General features: G+C 69.6%; 21 protein-coding genes. 8 read left to right on the forward strand and 13 right to left on the reverse strand.

Annotated features, from left to right (window positions below):
- Nucleotides 1-447 precede the first annotated feature (447 nt).
- Nucleotides 448-876, reverse strand: a complete 429-nt coding sequence (locus AB0H54_RS30535) for a nitroreductase/quinone reductase family protein (protein WP_357350099.1) — start codon at nt 874-876, stop codon at nt 448-450.
- Between the two features lie 78 nt (nt 877-954).
- A complete protein-coding gene (locus tag AB0H54_RS30540; RefSeq protein ID WP_357350101.1) occupies nt 955-1,851 on the reverse strand; it encodes a hypothetical protein in 897 nt (298 codons plus the stop codon).
- A 160-nt stretch (nt 1,852-2,011) separates the two neighbouring features.
- Between AB0H54_RS30540 and AB0H54_RS30545 the strand changes: the two genes are divergently transcribed.
- Both AB0H54_RS30545 and AB0H54_RS30550 read left to right on the forward strand, forming a co-directional pair.
- Nucleotides 2,012-4,726, forward strand: a complete 2,715-nt coding sequence (locus AB0H54_RS30545) for an AAA family ATPase (RefSeq protein WP_357350103.1) — start codon at nt 2,012-2,014, stop codon at nt 4,724-4,726.
- A gap of 84 nt (nt 4,727-4,810) precedes the next feature.
- Nucleotides 4,811-5,860, forward strand: a complete 1,050-nt coding sequence (locus AB0H54_RS30550; protein WP_357350105.1) for an alpha/beta hydrolase — start codon at nt 4,811-4,813, stop codon at nt 5,858-5,860.
- 58 nt (nt 5,861-5,918) lie between these two features.
- Here the strand turns inward: AB0H54_RS30550 and AB0H54_RS30555 are convergent, their stop codons facing one another.
- From AB0H54_RS30555 to AB0H54_RS30570, 4 genes are read right to left on the reverse strand one after another with little or no spacing between them, the layout of a single operon-like run.
- On the reverse strand, nt 5,919-7,361 hold the full coding sequence (locus tag AB0H54_RS30555; RefSeq protein WP_357350107.1) for an aldehyde dehydrogenase: 1,443 nt from the start codon (nt 7,359-7,361) through the stop codon (nt 5,919-5,921).
- Nucleotides 7,358-8,824, reverse strand: coding sequence for an NAD(P)/FAD-dependent oxidoreductase (locus tag AB0H54_RS30560; RefSeq protein WP_357350108.1), 1,467 nt, complete (start codon nt 8,822-8,824; stop codon nt 7,358-7,360). Before AB0H54_RS30560 ends, AB0H54_RS30555 begins: the two co-directional genes overlap by 4 nt.
- A 17-nt stretch (nt 8,825-8,841) precedes the next feature.
- A complete protein-coding gene (locus tag AB0H54_RS30565; protein ID WP_357350110.1) occupies nt 8,842-9,288 on the reverse strand; it encodes a VOC family protein in 447 nt (148 codons plus the stop codon).
- Nucleotides 9,289-9,325: 37 nt separating this feature from the next.
- Nucleotides 9,326-10,156: an alpha/beta hydrolase gene (locus tag AB0H54_RS30570; RefSeq protein ID WP_357350112.1), complete on the reverse strand. Its 831-nt coding sequence runs from the start codon at nt 10,154-10,156 to the stop codon at nt 9,326-9,328.
- A gap of 175 nt (nt 10,157-10,331) precedes the next feature.
- Between AB0H54_RS30570 and AB0H54_RS30575 the strand changes: the two genes are divergently transcribed.
- Genes AB0H54_RS30575 through AB0H54_RS30595 form a run of 5 tightly spaced genes read left to right on the forward strand, consistent with a single transcriptional unit; the run spans nt 10,332 to nt 13,248 of the window.
- Nucleotides 10,332-10,763 carry a hypothetical protein gene (locus AB0H54_RS30575; protein WP_357350114.1) on the forward strand — a complete coding sequence of 144 codons (432 nt, stop codon included), beginning with the start codon at nt 10,332-10,334 and terminating at the stop codon, nt 10,761-10,763.
- Between the two features lie 47 nt (nt 10,764-10,810).
- On the forward strand, nt 10,811-11,686 hold the full coding sequence (locus AB0H54_RS30580; protein WP_357350116.1) for an alpha/beta hydrolase: 876 nt from the start codon (nt 10,811-10,813) through the stop codon (nt 11,684-11,686).
- Complete coding sequence (locus AB0H54_RS30585) at nt 11,683-11,832, forward strand: hypothetical protein (RefSeq protein ID WP_357350118.1); 150 nt, start codon at nt 11,683-11,685, stop codon at nt 11,830-11,832. Before AB0H54_RS30580 ends, AB0H54_RS30585 begins: the two co-directional genes overlap by 4 nt.
- Nucleotides 11,829-12,410, forward strand: coding sequence for a DUF308 domain-containing protein (locus AB0H54_RS30590; RefSeq protein ID WP_357350120.1), 582 nt, complete (start codon nt 11,829-11,831; stop codon nt 12,408-12,410). The genes AB0H54_RS30585 and AB0H54_RS30590 overlap by 4 nt, the downstream gene beginning before the upstream one ends.
- A gap of 37 nt (nt 12,411-12,447) precedes the next feature.
- Nucleotides 12,448-13,248, forward strand: coding sequence for an SDR family oxidoreductase (locus tag AB0H54_RS30595; RefSeq protein WP_357350122.1), 801 nt, complete (start codon nt 12,448-12,450; stop codon nt 13,246-13,248).
- Nucleotides 13,249-13,307: 59 nt separating this feature from the next.
- On the opposite strand, the gene AB0H54_RS30600 is transcribed toward AB0H54_RS30595, so the two are convergent.
- Nucleotides 13,308-13,721, reverse strand: a complete 414-nt coding sequence (locus AB0H54_RS30600; protein WP_357350124.1) for a helix-turn-helix domain-containing protein — start codon at nt 13,719-13,721, stop codon at nt 13,308-13,310.
- A gap of 98 nt (nt 13,722-13,819) precedes the next feature.
- Between AB0H54_RS30600 and AB0H54_RS30605 the strand changes: the two genes are divergently transcribed.
- Entirely contained in the window at nt 13,820-14,692 is an 873-nt protein-coding gene (locus AB0H54_RS30605; protein ID WP_357350126.1) for an alpha/beta hydrolase, read from the forward strand.
- Between the two features lie 97 nt (nt 14,693-14,789).
- Here the strand turns inward: AB0H54_RS30605 and AB0H54_RS30610 are convergent, their stop codons facing one another.
- From AB0H54_RS30610 to AB0H54_RS30635, 6 genes are all read right to left on the reverse strand, one after another.
- Nucleotides 14,790-14,945, reverse strand: coding sequence for a hypothetical protein (locus AB0H54_RS30610; RefSeq protein ID WP_357350128.1), 156 nt, complete (start codon nt 14,943-14,945; stop codon nt 14,790-14,792).
- 50 nt (nt 14,946-14,995) lie between these two features.
- Nucleotides 14,996-15,928, reverse strand: a complete 933-nt coding sequence (locus tag AB0H54_RS30615) for an MBL fold metallo-hydrolase (protein ID WP_357350129.1) — start codon at nt 15,926-15,928, stop codon at nt 14,996-14,998.
- 223 nt (nt 15,929-16,151) lie between these two features.
- Nucleotides 16,152-16,955: a hypothetical protein gene (locus tag AB0H54_RS30620; protein ID WP_357350131.1), complete on the reverse strand. Its 804-nt coding sequence runs from the start codon at nt 16,953-16,955 to the stop codon at nt 16,152-16,154.
- Nucleotides 16,949-17,533 carry a hypothetical protein gene (locus tag AB0H54_RS30625; RefSeq protein WP_357350133.1) on the reverse strand — a complete coding sequence of 195 codons (585 nt, stop codon included), beginning with the start codon at nt 17,531-17,533 and terminating at the stop codon, nt 16,949-16,951. Before AB0H54_RS30625 ends, AB0H54_RS30620 begins: the two co-directional genes overlap by 7 nt.
- A 6-nt stretch (nt 17,534-17,539) precedes the next feature.
- Entirely contained in the window at nt 17,540-18,310 is a 771-nt protein-coding gene (locus AB0H54_RS30630) for a hypothetical protein (protein WP_357350135.1), read from the reverse strand.
- Between the two features lie 85 nt (nt 18,311-18,395).
- Nucleotides 18,396-19,091, reverse strand: coding sequence for a hypothetical protein (locus AB0H54_RS30635; protein ID WP_357350137.1), 696 nt, complete (start codon nt 19,089-19,091; stop codon nt 18,396-18,398).
- Nucleotides 19,092-19,257: the final 166 nt, after the last annotated feature.

Raw genomic sequence — 19,257 nt, forward strand, 5'->3', positions numbered from 1 at the left:
GAGTCCGGTCGACGCATCCTTGCCATCGGTGTCCGCGCGAGGGCTCCGACCGGTGCGGCTCACCTGCCGACACTCGCCCGCCACGCCACCTCTGGCCGTGTCTCCATCTCAAATATTATGTGCGCGTTATCTATTCACCAGCGGACCTGATCCGCGCGACGTACAGCGATCGCGACAATCCGAGGGACCGTCTGCAACTGTAGGCCGCGCAGGCACCGTCGCTATTGGTCTCGCCGCAATGTGGATCGGTAGCGAGAAAATCTACGTCCACCATAATCGCGCAAAGACCCCTCGGCGCACAACCGGAATCTATCGATAAAAGCCAGAAGCCCGGTCAACGGCCGAAATGAACGCGCGGCTCACCATGTGGGAATAAATTCGGTCAAAGGGAACTCGGCGCACTATTTCGGGCACCGGCGCACGCGCACCAGCACGCGCGGGTCCAGATCAGGCGCGGTGCAGGGCCAGGACAGGGATGGTGCGGATCCCGGCGGTCTTCTCCGCGTAGCCCGCGAATCCCGGATAGCGGCGGGCTTGTTCGGCGTAGATGCGGTCACGGTCGGCGCCGGTGACCTCGGCGACGGTGACCGGGTAGGTGTCGGTGCCGATCTCGATGTCGGCGGCGCCTGCCGTGGTGAGGTTGTAATACCAAGCGGGGTTGGTGGGTGCGCCGGCTTTGCTGGCGAAGACGTAGATGGTGTCGGGGTCGCGTTCGTCCGGCAGATACATCATCGGGGTGACGAGTTCGCGGCCGGTTTTGCGGCCGCGGTGGTGGACCAGCACCATCGGGGCACCTTCGAAGTTGCCGCCGACGCGGCCCTGGTTGGCACGGAACTCGGCGATGATCTCGGTGTTCCAGTCTTCGGGTGTGCTCATGGTCCGGATTCTCCCGCCGGGCACCTCGATGATCTCGGAACCGCCGCGGCGCGGCGACGAAAGTGCTGGGCGGTCGCATCAGAAGCCGCCACCGCAGGAGGAGAAGCTGTCGAAGCCGCCGTAGCTGGAGTGGCCGCCGATGGAGGGGCCGGAACGGGTCGGCGGGCGGGTGGGGACGCGCCGGGAATCGTTCCAGTGACGGGGAGCCACCACGGCCCACCAGGTGGTGAAATCCGCGCCGCTGACGTGTTCGATCTCGGCGCGGTCGGAGGCGGCCCAGTGCACGGTGTAGCCGGTGAGGTGGTGGGTGGGGCGCTGGAGTTCATCGATCAGTTCACCGGTGGTCAGGGTCGAGTCGTCGGCACGGAAGACGTGGACGGTTCGGTCGGCTTCGGTGACGCGGTAGCTCCATCGGGTCCGGGCGGCCAGCGCGGTGAAGCGGTCATCCCGTTCTTCCCGCTCGCGCTGGGCTTTCCAGCGTCGTGCCTGTTCTTCCTTGGCGCGTGCCTCGGCCTCCCGCACGCGGGCTTCGATCTGCTCGCGGACGGGGCGATAGCGCGCGGTGATGTCGTACAGCCGCCGGTCGAGTCCGCCGAATGCCTGCCATGACGCCGCTTTGCTGCGGCGGCGAGCCGCCGACCACCCGGAACCACGTCGCAGTCCGGGTGAGAAGCCGCCCTCGATCCGCATGCCGAGATCGTGGACGAGCTGCTGCTCGGCGATCCACAACGCGTCCAGTGCCGCGGTCTGGGCCCGGATCCACGCCGCGCAGTCCTCGGCGGTGGCGTCGACCCCGACACTGTGCATCGCCGTCCTCCGGTCGAGGCAGGTCCAGCCGCGCTCGTCCCGGCCTTCCGGCGTCTCGACCGCATAGATCTCGGCGCATGCCCGGCTCGGGTCGAAACCCGCCAGCTGCCGGTCGGTCAGGGCATACCGGAAATCGAACGAATAGCGGTACAGGGTCACCGATACCATCGTGTTCCTCCCCCACGGGTACCTCCACGATAGCGCCGGTGCGGACACGACATGCCGGGCTTCGCAGGTGGTCCCGCACAGGCATGGCGAGCGCGCACCAATCGTTCGATAGGGTACCGATCGGTTCGCGTGTCGGCGCGGGCCCGGGAGGAGCGCGCGGATGCCGATGATCGGACGAGACAGCGAGCTGAAGGAACTGGCCGCACTCGTGGCCGCTCCCGAGGGGCGCAGCGGCATCGTCATCGAGGGCGAACCCGGCATCGGGAAGTCGACCCTGGTCGAGCAGGCGGTCGCGACGGCGGCGGACGCGGGGCTGCGGGTGCTGCGGACCACCGGGGTGGAAGCCGAGCACGGTCTCCCCTATGCCGGGCTGCACCGGGTGCTGTATCCGCTGCGCCGGGCCTTCGACGCGTTGCCCAGCCGCCAGCGCGAGGCGCTGACCTGCGCGCTGGGGATGTCGGACCTCGTCGACGAGCCGAGCCCGCACCTGGTCGGGCTCGCCGCGCTGACCGTGCTGGCCGATGTCGCGGCCGAGCGGCCGCTGCTGGTCGTCGCCGAGGACGCGCACTGGCTCGACCCCGCCAGCGCGGAGGTCCTCGCCTTCGTCGCGCGGCGGATCGATGCCGAACCCCTCGTCCTGGTCGCCACCGTCCGCGACGGCGCGAGCTCGCCGCTGCGCGACGCCGAGCTGTCCACCCTGCGGCTGGGACCGCTGTCCGACGACGACGCGAACACGCTGCTCGACCACATGGCGCCGGGGGCATCGGCCCAGGTGCGGCGCCGCGTGCTCGCCGGAGCGAACGGCAATCCGCTGGCCCTGACCGAATTGCCCATGGCCGCAGGTGATCTCGTCGACTCCACTGCGGCGCTGCCGTTGACCGAGCGACTCGAACGCGCCTTCTCGGCGCGCGGGTCGGAGCTGCCGGATGACACCAGGTCGGCATTGCTGGTCGCCGCGCTCGACGACGGCGCCGTGCTCGCCGAGATACTCGCGGCCACCGGTCGACTGCTCGAATCCTCCGTAGACGAGGACATCCTCGCGCCAGCGGCGACCGCGCGGCTGATCGATATCGGCTCCGGCACAGTGACTTTCCGTCATCCGCTGGTCCGCTCGGCGCTGATCACGGCGGCGCGGGCAGAGGAACGTTGCCGCGCGCATCTGGCTCTCGCCGATGTGCTCACCGGGTCGCCGGATCGCCAGGTGTGGCATCGGGCGGCCGGCGCGAACGGCGCCGACGAGGACGTGGCGGCAGCCCTGGAAGCGGCCGCCGAACGGGCCCGGCACCCGGACGGGGCAATCGCGGCGCTGGAACGCGCCGCCGCGCTCAGCGTCTCCCCCGCTCGTCGCGCCGATCGGCTGCTGCGCGCGGCCGAACTGGCCGTCGACTCGGGTCGCCGCGACATCGTGGACCGGCTGGTCGACGCCGCGCGCTCGCTGCCGCTCACCCCCGAGCAGGAAGCCACCGCGAGCTGGGTCCTCAGCGCGCCCGAGGACGGTATTCGCGAAAGTCCGGCGCGGATCGGTGAATTGGCCGCGCTCGCCGCGTCCGTCGCGGCCGACGGGTACCCGGATCCGGCGCTGCGGATCCTGTGGGGTGCGGCCATGCGGTGCTTCTGGTCCGAGCCGGGGCCGGATGTCCGGCGCGCGGTCCTCGCCGTCGCCGATTCTTTCGCCATTCCCGACGGCGATCATCGCAAGCTCGCGATCGACTCGATCGTGGCGCCGTTCGAGCGCGGCGAGCAGGTGCTGGTTCAGCTGCGGGCGCTGGCGGCGACCACCGGGCGTGACCCGGAGGTCGACTACTTTCTCAGCAGCGCCGCCTATCAGGTCGGCGCGTTCGATCTCGCCGCCGGCTTCGCCGGCGCGGCCGCGCCCGGCTTCCGCTCCGCCGGGCGGTTGGGTCTGCTGACGCGCGCACTGGCCATCCAGGCGTGGAGCCTGGCCAGGGTCGGTGACCTCGCCACCGCCGCGCCCATCGCGGCCGAGGCCGCGGCCTTCGCCCTGGAGACCGGGCAGACCTTCATGCACGCCTCCGCCATCGGCGTGCAAGCCGAAATCGCCGCGCTGCGCGGCGATTACCCGGAGGCGGTGGCGATCGCCGCCGACACCGAACGGATCGGACTGGCCGCGGCCGTGCGCCCGGTGCTGGCCACCGTGCAGCTCACGCGCGGGATCATCGCGCTCGGCGAGGGCCGTTTCGACGACGCCTTCACCGATCTGGCGCGCATCCACGATCCACTCGACCCAGCGTATTCGCTGGCGCTGCGGGTGTGTTTCCTGACCGAACTCACCGAGGCCGCGGTCCGCGCGGGCCGCACCGCCGCCGTCGCGGACCTGCTGCGCGGACTGGAACCGGTGGTGGCGGCCACGCCCGCACCCGCACTGCACATCGGAATGCGGTACGCGCGAGCGGTACTCGCCGGGGACTCGGCCGCCGAGAGGTTCGCCGAGGCACTGGCGGCCGACCTCACCGGCTGGCCCGCCGAACGCGGCCGACTGCATCTGGCCTACGGCGAGTGGCTGCGCCGCCAGCGCCGGGTGGTCGAATCCAGAACCCATCTGCGCACGGCCAGGGAAATCTTCGATGCCCTCGGCTTCACCGCCTGGAGCGAACGGGCCCGGCTCGAACTGCGCAGCGCGGGCGAATCCAGCCCGAACCGGGACCCGGACGCGCGCGAACGACTCACCCCGCACGAGCTCAGCATCGCGCAGCTGGCGGCGCAGGGGCTGACGAACCGGGAGATCGGGCAGCGGCTCTATTTGTCGCATCGGACCGTCAGCACACACCTGCACCGGATCTTCCCGAAACTCGGGATCAGTTCGCGGGGTGACCTAGCGGCACTGCTGCCGACTCTGGACGACCCGGCGGTCTGAGCCGGCGCCGGGCACCGGCGATCGACACCGATTACGTCATCCGACGCACGCGGCGGACCCGGTGCGCTCCCTAGCGTCGAGGGTATGGACATCAATCGACGACGACTCTTCGGTGGCGCGCTCGCGGCGGGCGCCGCGGGCCTGGCCGTGACCTCCCTCGGCGCCTGCGCCACCGAAGCCCCGGCACCGGCCGCGCCCGCCGTTCCGGGCGCGGCGCTGCGCGCAGGCGCGGGAGCGAACACGGCGCTGGGCCCGATCAAGACGGTCGAGGCCGGTGTGCTCGAGGTCGCCTACGCCGAATTCGGCCCTGCCTCCGGACAACCCGTGATTCTGCTGCACGGGTGGCCCTACGACCCCTACAGCTACGCCGATGTCGGTCCGATCCTGGCCGAGTCGGGATTCCGGGTGCTCGTCCCCTTCCTGCGCGGGTATGGGCCGACCCGCTTCCTGTCCGCGCAGACGCCGCGCAACGGGCAGCAGTCCGCGATCGCGCGCGACATCGTCGACTTCCTGGACGCGCTGCGCATCGACTCGGCGGTGTTCGGCGGATTCGACTGGGGCGCGAGGACGGTCGACATCATCGCCGCGCTGTGGCCGGAGCGGGTCGAGGCGATGGTCGCGGTGAGCGGGTACCTCGTCACCCAGCAGGCGGCGCAGCAGCAGCCGTTGCCGCCCGCGGCGGAGTTCGGCTGGTGGTACCAGTACTACTTCGCCACCGAACGCGGCCGCCTCGGCTACGCGCGCAACCGCCACGACTTCAACAAGCTCATCTGGCGAAACGCCTCCCCGGCCTGGGACTTCGACGAGGCCACCTACCAGCGCAGCGGCGCGGCCTTCGACAATCCAGACCACGTCGACATCGTCATCTCGAACTACCGCTGGCGGCTGAGCCTGGCGCCGGGCGAACCGCGGTACGACGATGACGAACAGCGCCTGGCCACCGGCCCCACCATCGCCGTCCCGGCCATCACCATCAGCAGCGACTTCGACGGCTCCGCCAAGGACGGAAAGGCCTACCGGAGCAAATTCACCGGGAAGTACGAACACCGCGTGCTCGACGGTATCGGCCACAACGTCCCGCAGGAGGCGCCGCGGCCGTTCGCCCAGGCGATCGTCGACGCAGTCCGAATGTGATCGACACGGCGGCACTTCGGTGCCGGGCAACGGATGCCCGGCACCGGAGTGCTGTCGGTCAGACGGTGATGGTCTGGTATTCGGTGTACTGCCCCAGCCCGACCGCCCCGAATTCGCGGCCGATCCCACTGGCTTTGAAGCCACCGAACGGGCCGTCGAATCCCACCGGCGCGCCGTTGACGGTGACCGTCCCCGTCCGGATCCGGCGCGCGACGGCCAGGGCCGCCTCCTCGTCGGCCGACCACACGCCTCCGGAGAGCCCGTAGTCGGAGTCGTCGGCGATGCGGATCGCGTCGTCGATGTCGTCGTAGGGAATGACCACCAGCACCGGGCCGAAGATCTCCTCGCGGGCGACGCGCATGGTCGGTGTCACGTCCGCGAAGACCGTCGGCGTGACGTAGAAACCGTCACCGAGGCCGGGCGGTAGGTGCGGTCCACCGCAGACCAGCCGCGCGCCCTCGGCGATACCGGCTTCGATGTAGTCGCGGACCCGCTGTTGCTGATCGCCCCGGACCATCGGTCCGATGAAGGTGCGCGGATCGCTCGGATCACCGACCGGCAGTGACTCCACCAGCGCGGCGAGCGCGGCAACCACCTCCGCGTAGCGGCTGCGCGGGGCGAGGATCCGGGTCTGGGCGATACAGGATTCGCCGTTGTTCAGCAGCGAGCCGAACTTCAGTCCGGCCGTCACCGCGGTCAGGTCGGCGTCCGGCAGGATCACCGCCGCCGATTTCCCGCCGAGCTCGAGGCTGACCCGTTTGAGCTGCCCACCCGCGATGGCGGCGATCCGTCTGCCCGCCCCGGTCGACCCGGTGAACGCGATCTTGTCCACCCGGGGATGCGAGATCAGGTACTCGCTGGTGTCGCGGTCGGCAGGCAGGACGCTGAGCACACCGTCGGGCAGCCCGACCTGATCCATCAGCTCGGCCAGCACTCCCATGCTCAGCGAATTCTCAGGAGAAGCCTTGAGCACCACCGAATTGCCGGTGAGCAGGGCGGGCAGGATCTTCGCCGTCGCGGCGGCGAAGGGCGAATTCCACGGGATCACCGCGGCGACCACGCCGACCGGTTCCCGGCGGACCACGGTGCGCACCGGATCGGCCGGGTCGGACGGGGTGAGCGTGCGCTCCCACGGGAAGTCCTCGGCGGCGGCGAAGTAGGCACGCGCCTGCCGGGTCAGCCCGGCCTGGCCCGCCCTGGTGAACCAGGCGGCCGAACCGTTCTCCGCGGTGATGAGCGCGGCGATGCGGTCGGCCTGGGCGGCGCGCAGCTCGTCGAAGTGCCGGAGCGCGGCGATGCGCCGCGCCGGTGGAGTGTCGCGCCAGACGCGGCTGTCGAAGGCCGCGGCGGCGGCCGCCACCGCCCGATCCACGTCCGCGGGTTGGGCCTGCGCCGCTCGGCCGATGACCGAGCGGTCGTGCGGGGACAGGATCTCCAAGAGCGCGGGCTCGCTCGGTTCGGTCCACGTGCCGCCGACATAGAGCCGGTCGTAGGTGATCACGCGACCTCCCCTCGTGCCGGTGGCTGCTGCTGATCGCGATAGGCCTCCAGCAGCCGCAGCCAGACCTCGCCGATGGTGGGGAACGACGGCACGGCATGCCAGAGTCGTTCCAGCGGAACCTCTCCGGTAATCGCGACGGTCGCCGAGTGCAGCAGTTCGGCCACGCCCGCACCGGCGAAGGTGGCGCCGACGACGACCCCGCGATCCGGATCGATGAGAACGCGTGCCCGGCCCCGGTACCCGGGATCGTGCTGGACGGCCCCCGCGACGTGGCCGATCTCGTAGTCGACCACGTGCACCGTCCGTCCGGCGCGGTCGGCGTCGGCGGTGGTGAGGCCGACCGACGCGATCTCCGGGTCGGTGAACACCACCTGCGGCACCGCGTCCAGGTCAGCGGTGGCGGCGTGCGCGCCCCAGCGTCCGGTGTCGAGGGCCTGGCCGCGCGCCCTGGCGACGATGACGGCCCCGGCAATGCGAGCCTGGTACTTACCCTGGTGGGTGAGCAGGGCTCGGCGGTTGACGTCGCCGACCGCGTACAGCCACGCGCCGTCGACCGCGGTGACGGTGAGTGTGTCGTCGGTGGTCAGCCACCCGCCGGGAGTGAGGCCGACGGTGTCGACTCCGAGTTCGGTGGTCCGTGGCGCGCGCCCGGTGGCCAGCAACAGCTCGTCGGCGACCAGCCGGGTGCCGTCGGCGAGGGTGAGGTGCACACCCTCGTCGTCGCGGCGCGCCGCCGCGATGGTGGTGCCCAGCCGCAGCTCCACCCCCGCCTCCCGGAGCCGCTCGGTGACCAGGTCGGCGGCGAACGGCTCGACGCGCTCGAACAGCCGCGATTCTCGGGCGATCAGGGTCACCCGGGCGCCGAGAGCCTGCCAGGCGGTGGCCATCTCGACCGCGACGACCCCGGCGCCGAGGATGGCGAGCCGGTCGGGCACCGTCTGGGCGGCGGTGGCCTCCCGACTCGTCCACGGCCGCAGCGTGTCCAGCTCGGGCAGCGGCGGCAGCGCGGCCGAGGTGCCGGTGCACAGGGCGACCGCGCACCGGGCGGTGAGCCGCACGGTGCCACCGTCGGGCGTGCGCACGCTCACCTGTTTCGGACCGTCGAGCCGGCCGTGGCCGCGTACCAGGTCGACCCGTACGGAGTCGAGCCAGGCGAGCTGGTCCTGGTCGTTCCAGTCGGCGGCCATGCGGTCGCGATGCTTCAGCACCGCGGCCGCGTCGAGGCCGCCGGTCACCGCACTCGCCACGCCGGGAAAGCGGGCCGCCTCGCGATAGAGCAGCGCCGGGCGCAGGAGCGCCTTGCTGGGTTCGCAGGCCCAGTACGAGCATTCGCCGCCGACCAGTTCGGCTTCGACGATCACGGTGCTCAGCCCGGCGGCGCTGGTCCGGTCGGCGACGTTCTCGCCGACCGGCCCCGCGCCGATCACCACGACATCGTAGATACGGGTTTCGTTGTCGGACATGATGTTCCCCTTCGCGGTCAGCGGCCGGGCGCGCGCTGGGTGACTTCCTGCAGGTACCAGCCGTTGCCGTCGGGGTCGGTGAACGCCGCGAAGGAACCGTAGGAACGCCGCTGCGGGTCGGCGCCCGGCACGCGGTGCTCGGTGCCGGGGTGGTGGAACACGCCGGTGGCGTCGCGGAACGGGCCATCGACCTCGACACCGCGCCCGGTCAGTGCCGCGACGGCCTGCTCGATATCGGTGACGATCAGGTGCAGGCCGTGCAGGGATCCCGGTGCGGCCGTGGCGACTCCGGTGCCGAAGATGATCGAGCACTCCGAGCCGGGCGGGGTGACCTGCACGACGCGATAGCCCTCGTCCACCGGGAAATCGGCGTCGAGCCGGAAGCCGAGCCGGTCGACATAGAAGGCTTTGGCGCGATCGACGTCGGCGACGGGCAGCACGACGACTTCCAGTTTCATATCCATGATCAGTGGTCTCCTCGAAGGGTTTTCGTACTCGGTGTCAGTGGGTCGCGGCGGCTTGTTCGATGACGTCGGCGACGACATCGGGATGCGAGACGGCCACCGAATGCGACGCGGCGACCTCGGTGATCCGCGAATGCGCCCGCTCGGCCATGAACCGCTGCGCTTCGGCCGGGATATTGCGGTCCTGGGTGGTGACCACGGCCCAACTGGGCTTGTCGGTCCAGGCGGCCACGGTGGCCTTCTCCTCGAGCGCGGCCTGCGCGATCGGGCGCTGGGCGGCGGCGGCCAGCGCGGCGCGCTCGGCGGGTACGTCGGCGGCGAATTGGGCGGGGAACTTCGCCTGCTGGATATACAGGTCGGTGCCCGCGTTGCCATCCGCGGCGGTGAACGGGACCGGATCGAGGGTGCCGGGCAGGGTGGAGCCGGGGAACTTGCCGGTCAGCTCGAGCGCGGTCTCCCCCGGGGCCGGCTGGAAGGCCGCCACATAGACCAGCGACCGCACCTGGTCGTTGCCCGCGGCGGCCGCGCTGATGACCGATCCACCGTAGGAGTGTCCGACCAGGATCACCGGGCCCTGGATATGGCTGATCACGCTGCGCACGACCGCCGCGTCCGCGGCCGGGCTACGCAGCGGATTGGCCACCGCGACAACGGGATACCGGTCCGCGATGAGCTTGTCGGCGACGTCGTTCCAGCTCGAGCCGTCCGCGAACGCGCCGTGGACCAGGACCACGGTGGGGCGCGGCGCGTCCGGCGTCGGCCCGGCCTGGGTGGTGGTGCTCGCGGTGCAGGCGACGGCGAGCGCGCCCGCGGCGACGGCGGCCGTGGCCGCCGCGATGATCCGGTGCGGGCGTCGGATGTCGACCATGTCGATGGTCCTTTCGAACGAACGGTGCGGTGGGAGTGGTTCCACCTTCCGCCGCATCGCCCGGTCGCCACATCTGTCATCTGACGCCGACCATGACGTAGTCACCCGCGATTACGTCACCGCCTGCGTCATCCGACAGATTCGGCGGGTGGTCGCCGGCGGCGATCGTTGTGCCATGACAACGATCCGCTTCCACCTGCTGTCCACCCTGACTCCCGCCGAGGTCGTGGGCGTGCTCACCGACTTCGGGCCCACCCGGCCCGAGACCTGGTCGAACTCCGTCGACGCCGAGCACTTCGTCGTGCACGACCGGGGCGAGACCTGGGCCGAGATCACCGAGGGCAATGCCGCCGCCTGGGAACGCGCCCGCTACGACTGGGACCCCGCGGGCGACACGGTCACCGTCACCACGCTGGACTCCAAGCTCTTCGGCGCGGGCGGCGGCTGGGTCTTCCGCGCCACTCCGACCGCGCAGGGCTCGCGCGTGGATGTCGAACTGACCCGGACGCCCACCGCGTTCAAGGGCAAGATCCTGGCGGCGCTGCTGCCGCTGGTCGGCCCGTCCTCGCTGCGCAAGTCCTTCGCCGCACCGCTGCGGGCCGCGTGATGTCCGCGGCGTTGACACCCGGCACCCATGCCTTCGACTCCGACGGCGTGACACAGCGATACCACGTGTACGGCAGTGGACCGGTCTGCCTGGTCCACCCGGGCGGGCCGGGCATCCACTGGGAATACCTGCGCATGCCCGCCCTCGAAAAGCACCTGACCATGGTGTACATCGAGGCGCTGGGAACTGGCGAGTCCGGCAGGCTGCCCACCCACCCGAACGGCTACACCCGCGAGCGCTACAGCACGGCGCTGCGCCGCATCGTCGACCAGCTCGGCGTCGCGCGGGTGTATCTGCTCGGGCATTCGCACGGCGCGTTCGTCGCCGCCTATCACGCGATCCACCACCCGACCCAGCTCGCGGGCGTCATCCTGTACGAGGGCGCGCCGGTGACCGGGCCCGAGCACGGCGCCGAGGCGGCGCGGCGGCTGCGCGACTTCGTCACGGCGCACGCGGGCCGCCCCGAACTGCCCGACATCCTCGCCGCTTTCGGTGCGATGCAGGAGATTTCGAACGATGTGCAGACCCTCGCCGTCGCCCGGGGCATCCTGCCCGCCTACCTCGCCGACTACTGGGGCGACGAACCCCGCTGGGCCGCGGTCCGGGACGCGCTGCGCGCCGGGTACATCTCGGGGCTGGACGCGCTCGGCGCGTCCGATCTCGTCGACGACCGCGCCGACCTGCCCGCGCTCACCGTGCCCACCCTGGTCGTGGTCGGCCGCTTCGATGTGATCTGCGGGCCGCGCTGGGCGCAGGAACTGCACGACCGCATTCCCGATTCGCGGCTGGTGGTCCTGGAGCACAGCAGCCATCTGGGACACCTCGAGGAACCCGAGCGCTTCGCCGAGGCGGTGCGCGACTTCGTGCTCGCCGCACCCGCGCTGCCGGTGAGCGGCGAAACAGCAGCCAGGAGGCCGCAATGACCGAACGCCCTTTCATCGCAGCGCTTTTCGTCACCGGTCCGATCGCGATGCTGATCTGGTCGGAGACCGTTGTACTGCACGGCCGCGGCCCCGGCCCCCGCGAAATTCTGGGCAGGCGCCATCTCGATCGAACGGAAAGTCTATGAACAAGACCGCAGTACAGCCTGTTTCGACGACGGAACGGTCGTCGCTGATCCGGCTCTCGCTGGGCCGTGGTGTGCTGGCCATCGGGTGGGCGCTCGCCTTCGCCGCCGTCGGCGACATCCTGGGCGTGGTGGCCGTGGCGCTGCTCGTCGCCTATCCATTGATCGATGCCGTGTCGTCGCTGATCGACTACCAGGAGATGCCCGACGGACCCGAACGCCGGGTGACGGCACTGAACGGCTGCCTGAGCGCGGTCGTCGCCGTCGCGCTCGGCGTCGCCGGAACCGTGGGCGGTGTGGGCACGGTGCTGGGCGTGTTCGGAGCCTGGGCGGTGGTGTCGGGTGCGGCGCAGCTCGTGGTCGGCCTGCGTCGGCGCGGCCCCGTCTTCGGCAAGCAGTGGCCGACACTGATTTCCGGTGGCCTGTCCTTCCTGGTCGGGCTCACCTACCTGGCCCAGGCGGCGGGCGACTCGCCGTCGCTGCACGTGCTGTCCGTCTACGCCACCGGTGGCGGCGTCTTCTTCCTCGCCCAGGCGGCGCTCCTGGCGTGGAAGTCGCGCCAGAGTGCCGGAATGAACTGACACACAACCTGATTCGACACTCGCAAGGAGCAATTCCATGGCACAGCGACTGCGCGGAAAGACGGCGCTGATCACCGGTTCCACCAGCAATATCGGACGTTCCATCGCGCTGGCGTTCGGCGCGGAGGGAGCCCACGTCATCGTGTCGGGACGTGACCGAGCGCGCGGCGCGGCCGTGGTCGAGCGGATCCGGGCCGACGGCGGCACCGCGGACTATGTGCGCGCCGACCTCGACGGCAGCTCCGCCGCCAGCCGCGCACTGGCCGCCGCGGCCGTCGAGGCGGCGGGCGGGCGGCTGGACATCCTGGTCAACAATGCCGGAATCTATCCGCGCGCGACCACGCTCATGGTCGACGACGACACCTTCGACCGGATGTACGGCGTGAACGTCAAGGCGCCGTTCTTCCTGACCCAGGCGCTGGTCCCCGGGATGATCGACGCGGGCGGCGGCGTCATCGTGAACCTCGGCTCCTGGGTGGCCCGGCTCGGGGTCGGCTCCGGCGCGCTGTACAGCTCCACCAAGGGGGCGTTGGAAACGCTCACCCGCGCGTGGTCGGCGGAATTCGGGCCGGACGGCATCCGGGTGAACGCGATCTCCCCGGGCGTGATCCTCGCGCCCGACGGCGATCCCGCGATCGAGCAGGTGGCCGCGGCCATGATGCACGGGACCCCGGCGGGCGCCACCGGTCGCCCCGATGCCATCGCCGCCGCGGCAGTCTATCTAGCCTCCGACGACGCGGCGTTCGTGCACGGCACCGTCCTCGACGTCGACGGCGGCCGCGTCGGCGTTGCGGTCGTCGCCGGAGCTCAGCCGCGAGGGCGCGCCCAGCCCGCGTAGCACGTCGACGGCCGCCCAGACCGGGCCGGTTCGGTCAGTGAGGTGTGGGCATGGGGAATCTACGTGGTGGCAGACGGGTCGGCTCGTGCGTCGTCGTCGACGGCGTTGGCGTGGTCGATCTCGGCCATGTGATCCTCGGCCCAGCTGCGCAGTGCCGCCAGCGGAACCTCCAGGGACAGTCCCAGTTCCGTGAGCCGATAGTGCACGCGCGGTGGCACCGTCGGCTCCACCCGGCGGGTGACGAGACCGTCCCGGACCAGATTCTGCAGCGTCACCGACAGCATCTTCTGGGACACCCCGGGCATGCGTCGCCGCAGCTCGGCGAACCGGACCTCGCCCGGAGCGGCCTGCGCGAGCACCTTGACCGCCATCGATGTCCATTTCGTGCCGATGCGGTCCAGCAGCTGACGGGTCGGGCATTCGCGATCGAACAGGTCACCGCGAACCGGCGTCTGCGCTGATCGAGTGGTCACCTGGACCTCACCACCTGTCGTCGAAGTGCCTTCTTGGCAGCGCAATCTCGGTTACCTACCGTTGCCTGGTAACTAATGGTAACCATCGGGAGGGTTCCATGGCCCACACGCCACCGCTCCACACCGCCACCGTCGAGCTGCGCCTGATCGAGACCAACGGCATCCAGGCCAACGTCGCCCTGGCCGGCTCCGGCCCCGCGATCGTTCTGCTGCATGGTTTTCCGCACACCTGGCGCGTGTGGAGCGAGATCATCGGCCCGTTGTCCACGCACTACCGGGTGATCGCCCCGGACCTCCGTGGGATCGGCGCCACCACCCGGGCGCCGGACGGCTACGACGCGGGCGCGCTGGCCGCCGATATCGCCGGGATCCTCGATGCACTCGGCGAACCCAGCGCGGACATAGTCGCGATCGATGCGGGCACCCCGGTGGCGGTTCTGCTCGCCCTGCGCCACCCCGACCGGGTACGACGGCTGGTGGTCATGGAGGCGCTGCTGGGCAGGCTCCCCGGTGCCGAGGACTTCCTCGCCGCGGGTCCGCCGTGGTGGTTCGGATTCCACGCCATGCCCGGTCTCGCCGAAACGGTCCTGCTCGGCAACGAGGCGCGCTATGTCGAGTGGTTTCTTGCCGCCGGCACCCGGGGCCGGGGCGTGCGGGCCGATATCCACGACGCGTTCGTCGAGGCCTACGCCGGAGCCGACGCCCTCCGGTGCGCCTTCTCCTATTACCGCGCACTTCCGGCCAGCGCACATCAGCTCGAACTCGCCGCGGCGGCTCATCGTCTCACCGCACCCACGCTGGCGATCGGGGCCCACCCCGTCGGCGACGCGCTGGAGCGGCAGCTCCGGCCAATTACGGATGATCTTGTAGGACAGGTCATTCCGGACTGCGGTCACATGATCCCGCTGGACAGGCCGCACGAACTGCTCGACCTCATGATGCCCTTCCTCACTGCCGAACGACCCGTCTGACCCTCGCTGTTCCGACGGAAGGACGACTTTCGCCACCGTGCTCAGTGGCTGAACGTGGCAGGCCTGGCCGACCTCTGGGACGACATCAGCTCACTCGTCACCGATCGTCCCCGTGGTGGAGGTCGGAGTCGGCGGCGCGCTCGATGGCTTCCATCACGACGGAGGCCCGCGGGTAGCCGATGTAGGCCGCCAGCAGAGTCATCAGCGCGGTGAGGCCGTCGTGTCCGATGCCGTGCGCTCCCGCCTGCCGCAAGTGGGTGGTGAGCCGGTTACCGGAGACACCTTGGGCGGCCGGCGCCGGACTCAGCCTGCCGCGCCGGGCACGGTGTTCGCCGACGTGTGGTGACGTGCGTGTTCGGCGCACAGGCAACCGACACCGCGCTCGATCCACTCCCGCATCGCCCAGTCCGGATGCCGTTCGATCATCAGCGCGCGGACCTCCTCGGCGATGTCCTGTTCGCTCATCGCCGAATCGCGTCGCCGCCAGGTCTCGTCCCGCAGCTCACGTAGATAGTCGCGCACGTCCGCCAGCAGCTGGGCATCGCCGATCGCACCGTGTCCCGGCACGACCACCCGTGGTGCTTCGGCGGCCAGTCGCTCCATCACCGCGATCCAGGCCACCCCGGAGACGTCGGTGTCGTAGGGCGGGAACCACGGGAAGATCGCGAACTGACCCGCTTCGGCGAGATCACCGGTGAGCAGCACACCGGCATCGGGAACGACCACGACCTGATCGCCTCGGCTGTGCGCGCGACCGGTCGGACGCAACTGCACGACGCGCCCGCCCAGGTCCAGCTCGAAGACGCCGTCGTACACCTGGTCCGGCGCGGTGAGTTCCACGCCCTCGAGTTCACGAGCCACCGGTTCGCCGAGCTGCCGGAACATCGCGAGGTAGCTCTCGCCCTTGTGCGCGAGGTCCTCGGCCTGGGCCCGGTTGACCAAGTAGGTCGCCTCCCCGGCGAATACCTGGGCGCCGAACGCGTGCTCGGGATGGAAATGCGTGGTCGTCAGATAGAGTTCGCGCCCCTTGGCCTGTTCGGCGGCGAAGGCGAGCACCTTCTCGGCGTTGCGCGGTCCCATCCCGGTGTCGACCACCAGCACCGCACGCGTGCCACCGATCACGCCGATGTTCGGCACGAGATCGACCCCGCGATTCGGAATCGCGAGCACATCGCGCGCCAGCTCCTGCACGTCGGCGATCTCGACGACAGGGTCTGGATGGTGGTAACTGGGCATGGTCGACTCCGATGCTGGATGGTGTCCCTCGAGCCATCAGCTGCCTGACGGTCGATCCGATCACTTCCACTCCAGCACCGGCTCGCGCTTGCCGTCCAAGACCGGTTGCGCACGACCGATACCGTGCGGGTATCGGCCGTGCGCAGGCCCGGAACGGGCTGGGTGACCGAGACTCTCGGCGCCACGGTCTGGGCGGAGAAGCCGGGTGCGCGGGCCGCCGCACTCACCGGCCCCGGGCAGTGGCACAGAAGATGATCGCCGGGTAGGTGGCGACGAACGCCCAGAAGAAGGTCGTCAAGCGCATGACGAAGGCAGTTCCCAGGTGCAGTAGCGCTCCGCCGATCAGCAGTGCGTAGGTCAACGCCGGGATACCGAGGAGGACCAGCGGAAAAGCGCACTCCAACGCGATGACCGACCAGCACATCGCCACCGCGACACCGCGATGACGAGCCAGCACCCGCCCGGCCCAGGGGTGCCCGTAGGACTGTGTCGCCAGCACCTCGGGCAATGCAGCGCCACTGCGCCACAGCGGGCCCGCCAGCTTCGCCACCCCCGCGGTGAAGTACGCCAGACATGCCTGTGCCGTCAGGAACCACAGGACGATCTCGTCGGCGCGAGCCTGCCCCACGCCGAAGGCCAGAGCCAGCGCAGCGAAAACGATGACGGTCATCTGATCCGCCCCGTCGCCCCCGAAACGCGAGCGGATGCCCAGCAGGATGTAGGTCACGGCGATCACGGCGGCAGCCACGACGTTGAGGGCCGAGGACGGGCGCAGGACCAACAGGATCCCGCTGGCCAAGCAGGCCGCGACCAGACCCAGCACCCTCGGATAGACCAGCAGCTGTCCGACGCTGCGCTGGAAGGACTTCGTGGTCAGCAACGGGAAGCTCGTCGCCGAGACCGGCCAGCTGGCCAGGGCACCGTCGGCGAGCAGCCGCGGAGTCGCCAGTCGCTCCAGCGATCCGATGATCACGGCGACCGACCCGATCGCCGCGGACAGGTGCAGCGCGTCGGTGCTGCTCAGCATCGACTCGTCGCCTCTCGCATGACCGCCGGTCCGCCCGGATGCATGGCCGATACGAAAAGCACCTGGTGTTCCGGATTCTCGTCGGACCCCTTCGACCGCATGATGAGGAACTGGGTGGCCTGCGCACGACGATCCCGGGGAAGACTGCAGACGAAGTTGAGCATCGCGATATAGGACAGCGTGGTCTGAATCCGGTCGGTGTCACCGTTCAGCGACAGACCGTCTTTCAACAATTCCAGCGTGATGTCGATCATCGCCTTGTTCTGTCTTCGGCCGGGATGCCACACCGCACCCAGCCATTTCACGGGCTTGCGCGGGCTTATCTCGCGCCAGGGCGCCAGCTGTCCGTCCACCGAGAGATCGCGGTAGAGCAGATGCAGATCATCTGTGGCGGGCGAGGGGGCGAAGAAATGCCACCGTGGGAGCAGCCCGAGCACGTCGTGCGCGCGAAACCAGTGTTCCAGTCTGCCGGCTTCCCATTTCTCCACACTCCGGGGTATCTGACAGATCACCGATATGGCGAACCAGGTCAGCAGCAGGAGGGCGAGCAGGGCGAAGACCAGATCGTCTATGGCCATGTCGGTTCAGTGCACGTGCCCGAGAGCTTCACGTCGGATATCCAGAAGTTCTCTCGCCGTCGCGGCGGGGCCCAATTTCTGGACCTGTGCGTCGGACAGGTGCTGTTCGATCTGTACCGGCGGGACGCTGACGGCACAACAGATCGCGGTGGTGAAGGCCACGGCCGTGACCATGATGAACGTGCCGTTCGGACAGCAATCCCCGTTGATCGTGAGGTTGGCCTCCAGCTGGTCGTTCGGCACCTGCGTCAACGCGGCGCGTTCGGCCGGCGTCAACGGTGGCGCGTGCCGGAGGGCGACCGCCTCCAGCGCCGCGTCGGACTCGTCCAGCCGGTGCTCGATCAGCGTCAGATGCGACGGACTCAGTTCCCCACCGTTGTAGGGATTGTCCAGAATGACCACGCCGAGATCCGGTGGCGGGAAAACGTTGGTCGCGAGAGTTCTGCCACCGTATCGAATTGTCGCGAAGACAGGTGAGCGCTGGAGCAAACGCCAGGCCTGATAGACCGAAAGTCTCTTACGGTCCACGAACCGGGGCACGATCTCGTTTTCGACCATGTCGACATCGCCGTCATGGTGGCGAATGGCGATGTCGCGAACGCGCTGCAATATCGGATCGCCCTGAGCGGCGACGAAGACTCGAACAGCCCCGGGCGGGCAGAGCAGCGCGCGATCGGGCTGTGACGGGACATAATCCAGAATGTCGATCTCGCGATACCGCAGTGATCGAACAGCGAGTTCATCGGCTGCCAGATGCAGCAGGGTCTGCTCGTCCACGTCTAGACCTCCCAGCATATCGGCGATGCCTTCAGGTTAGGTGGGTAAAATACCACACACCCCTATGGCACCCGATGCCTTCTGCTCAGGTCTCGACGAGGACCGCGGCATCCACATATCGTGGATCACGGGCGATCGCGGCGAAATTCGAATCGCCGTCGGCGCCTGCGGATTCCTCTTCTTCGGCCAATCGGTCGAGCAATTCGAAATAGCTCGCCTCGGCCGTCCGCAAGGACGCGATCGTCGCCGTGAGATCGATGTCGGCGGTGAACCGCGCCCCGTCGACACCTACCGACAAGGTCGCCAGCCAGCCGTCCGAATCGGCCGCGAACATCGCCCCGCTGGTCTCGGCCCAGAACAACACCGCGCTCGGCACCACCGCGGAGCTCGAGCGCCCTGCCGCGGCGAGCATCACCAGCGCGGTATAGATGTTCGACTCGCAGAACCCGAAGTGCATCAGATACGCCTCGAGCGCTCCCTCCCGATACCGCAGGACATAGGTCAGCCCACCGGCGTCCTCCCCGAAGCAGTCGGCGAGATACTCCCGAGGTGTCATCCCCTCCTCGGCCTGACCCCACTCCGGCGCCTTGCCGTCCCAGAACCACCGGTCATACATCGCGCCGCGGTTCTCGATCACCTCCGGGCCCGGCACCGGGGTCTCCAGCCACTGTTCGAATGCCGCCCGCCCCATAGGAATTCGGGCGGCAACGACAAAGGTGTCCGACACAACCGGCTCCTCATCGATCTCGACGGCGCCCACCATCTCGGGCCCGCGCGCCATCCTAGGATCTCACCGGTTCCCAGGGCCGCCTGATCACCTGAGCGAATTCGTTCTTGCGGTCGGCTCCCCCGGCCCCTAACCTCTACTCCCATCCGAATATTCGAACCAATGCCTCCGAATATTCGTCGAAGGGCGGAGTTCTCCCGATCGGGCGAACCCGTCGGCA

Source organism: Nocardia sp. NPDC050718, from assembly GCF_040654235.1.
Lineage (GTDB): Bacteria > Actinomycetota > Actinomycetes > Mycobacteriales > Mycobacteriaceae > Nocardia.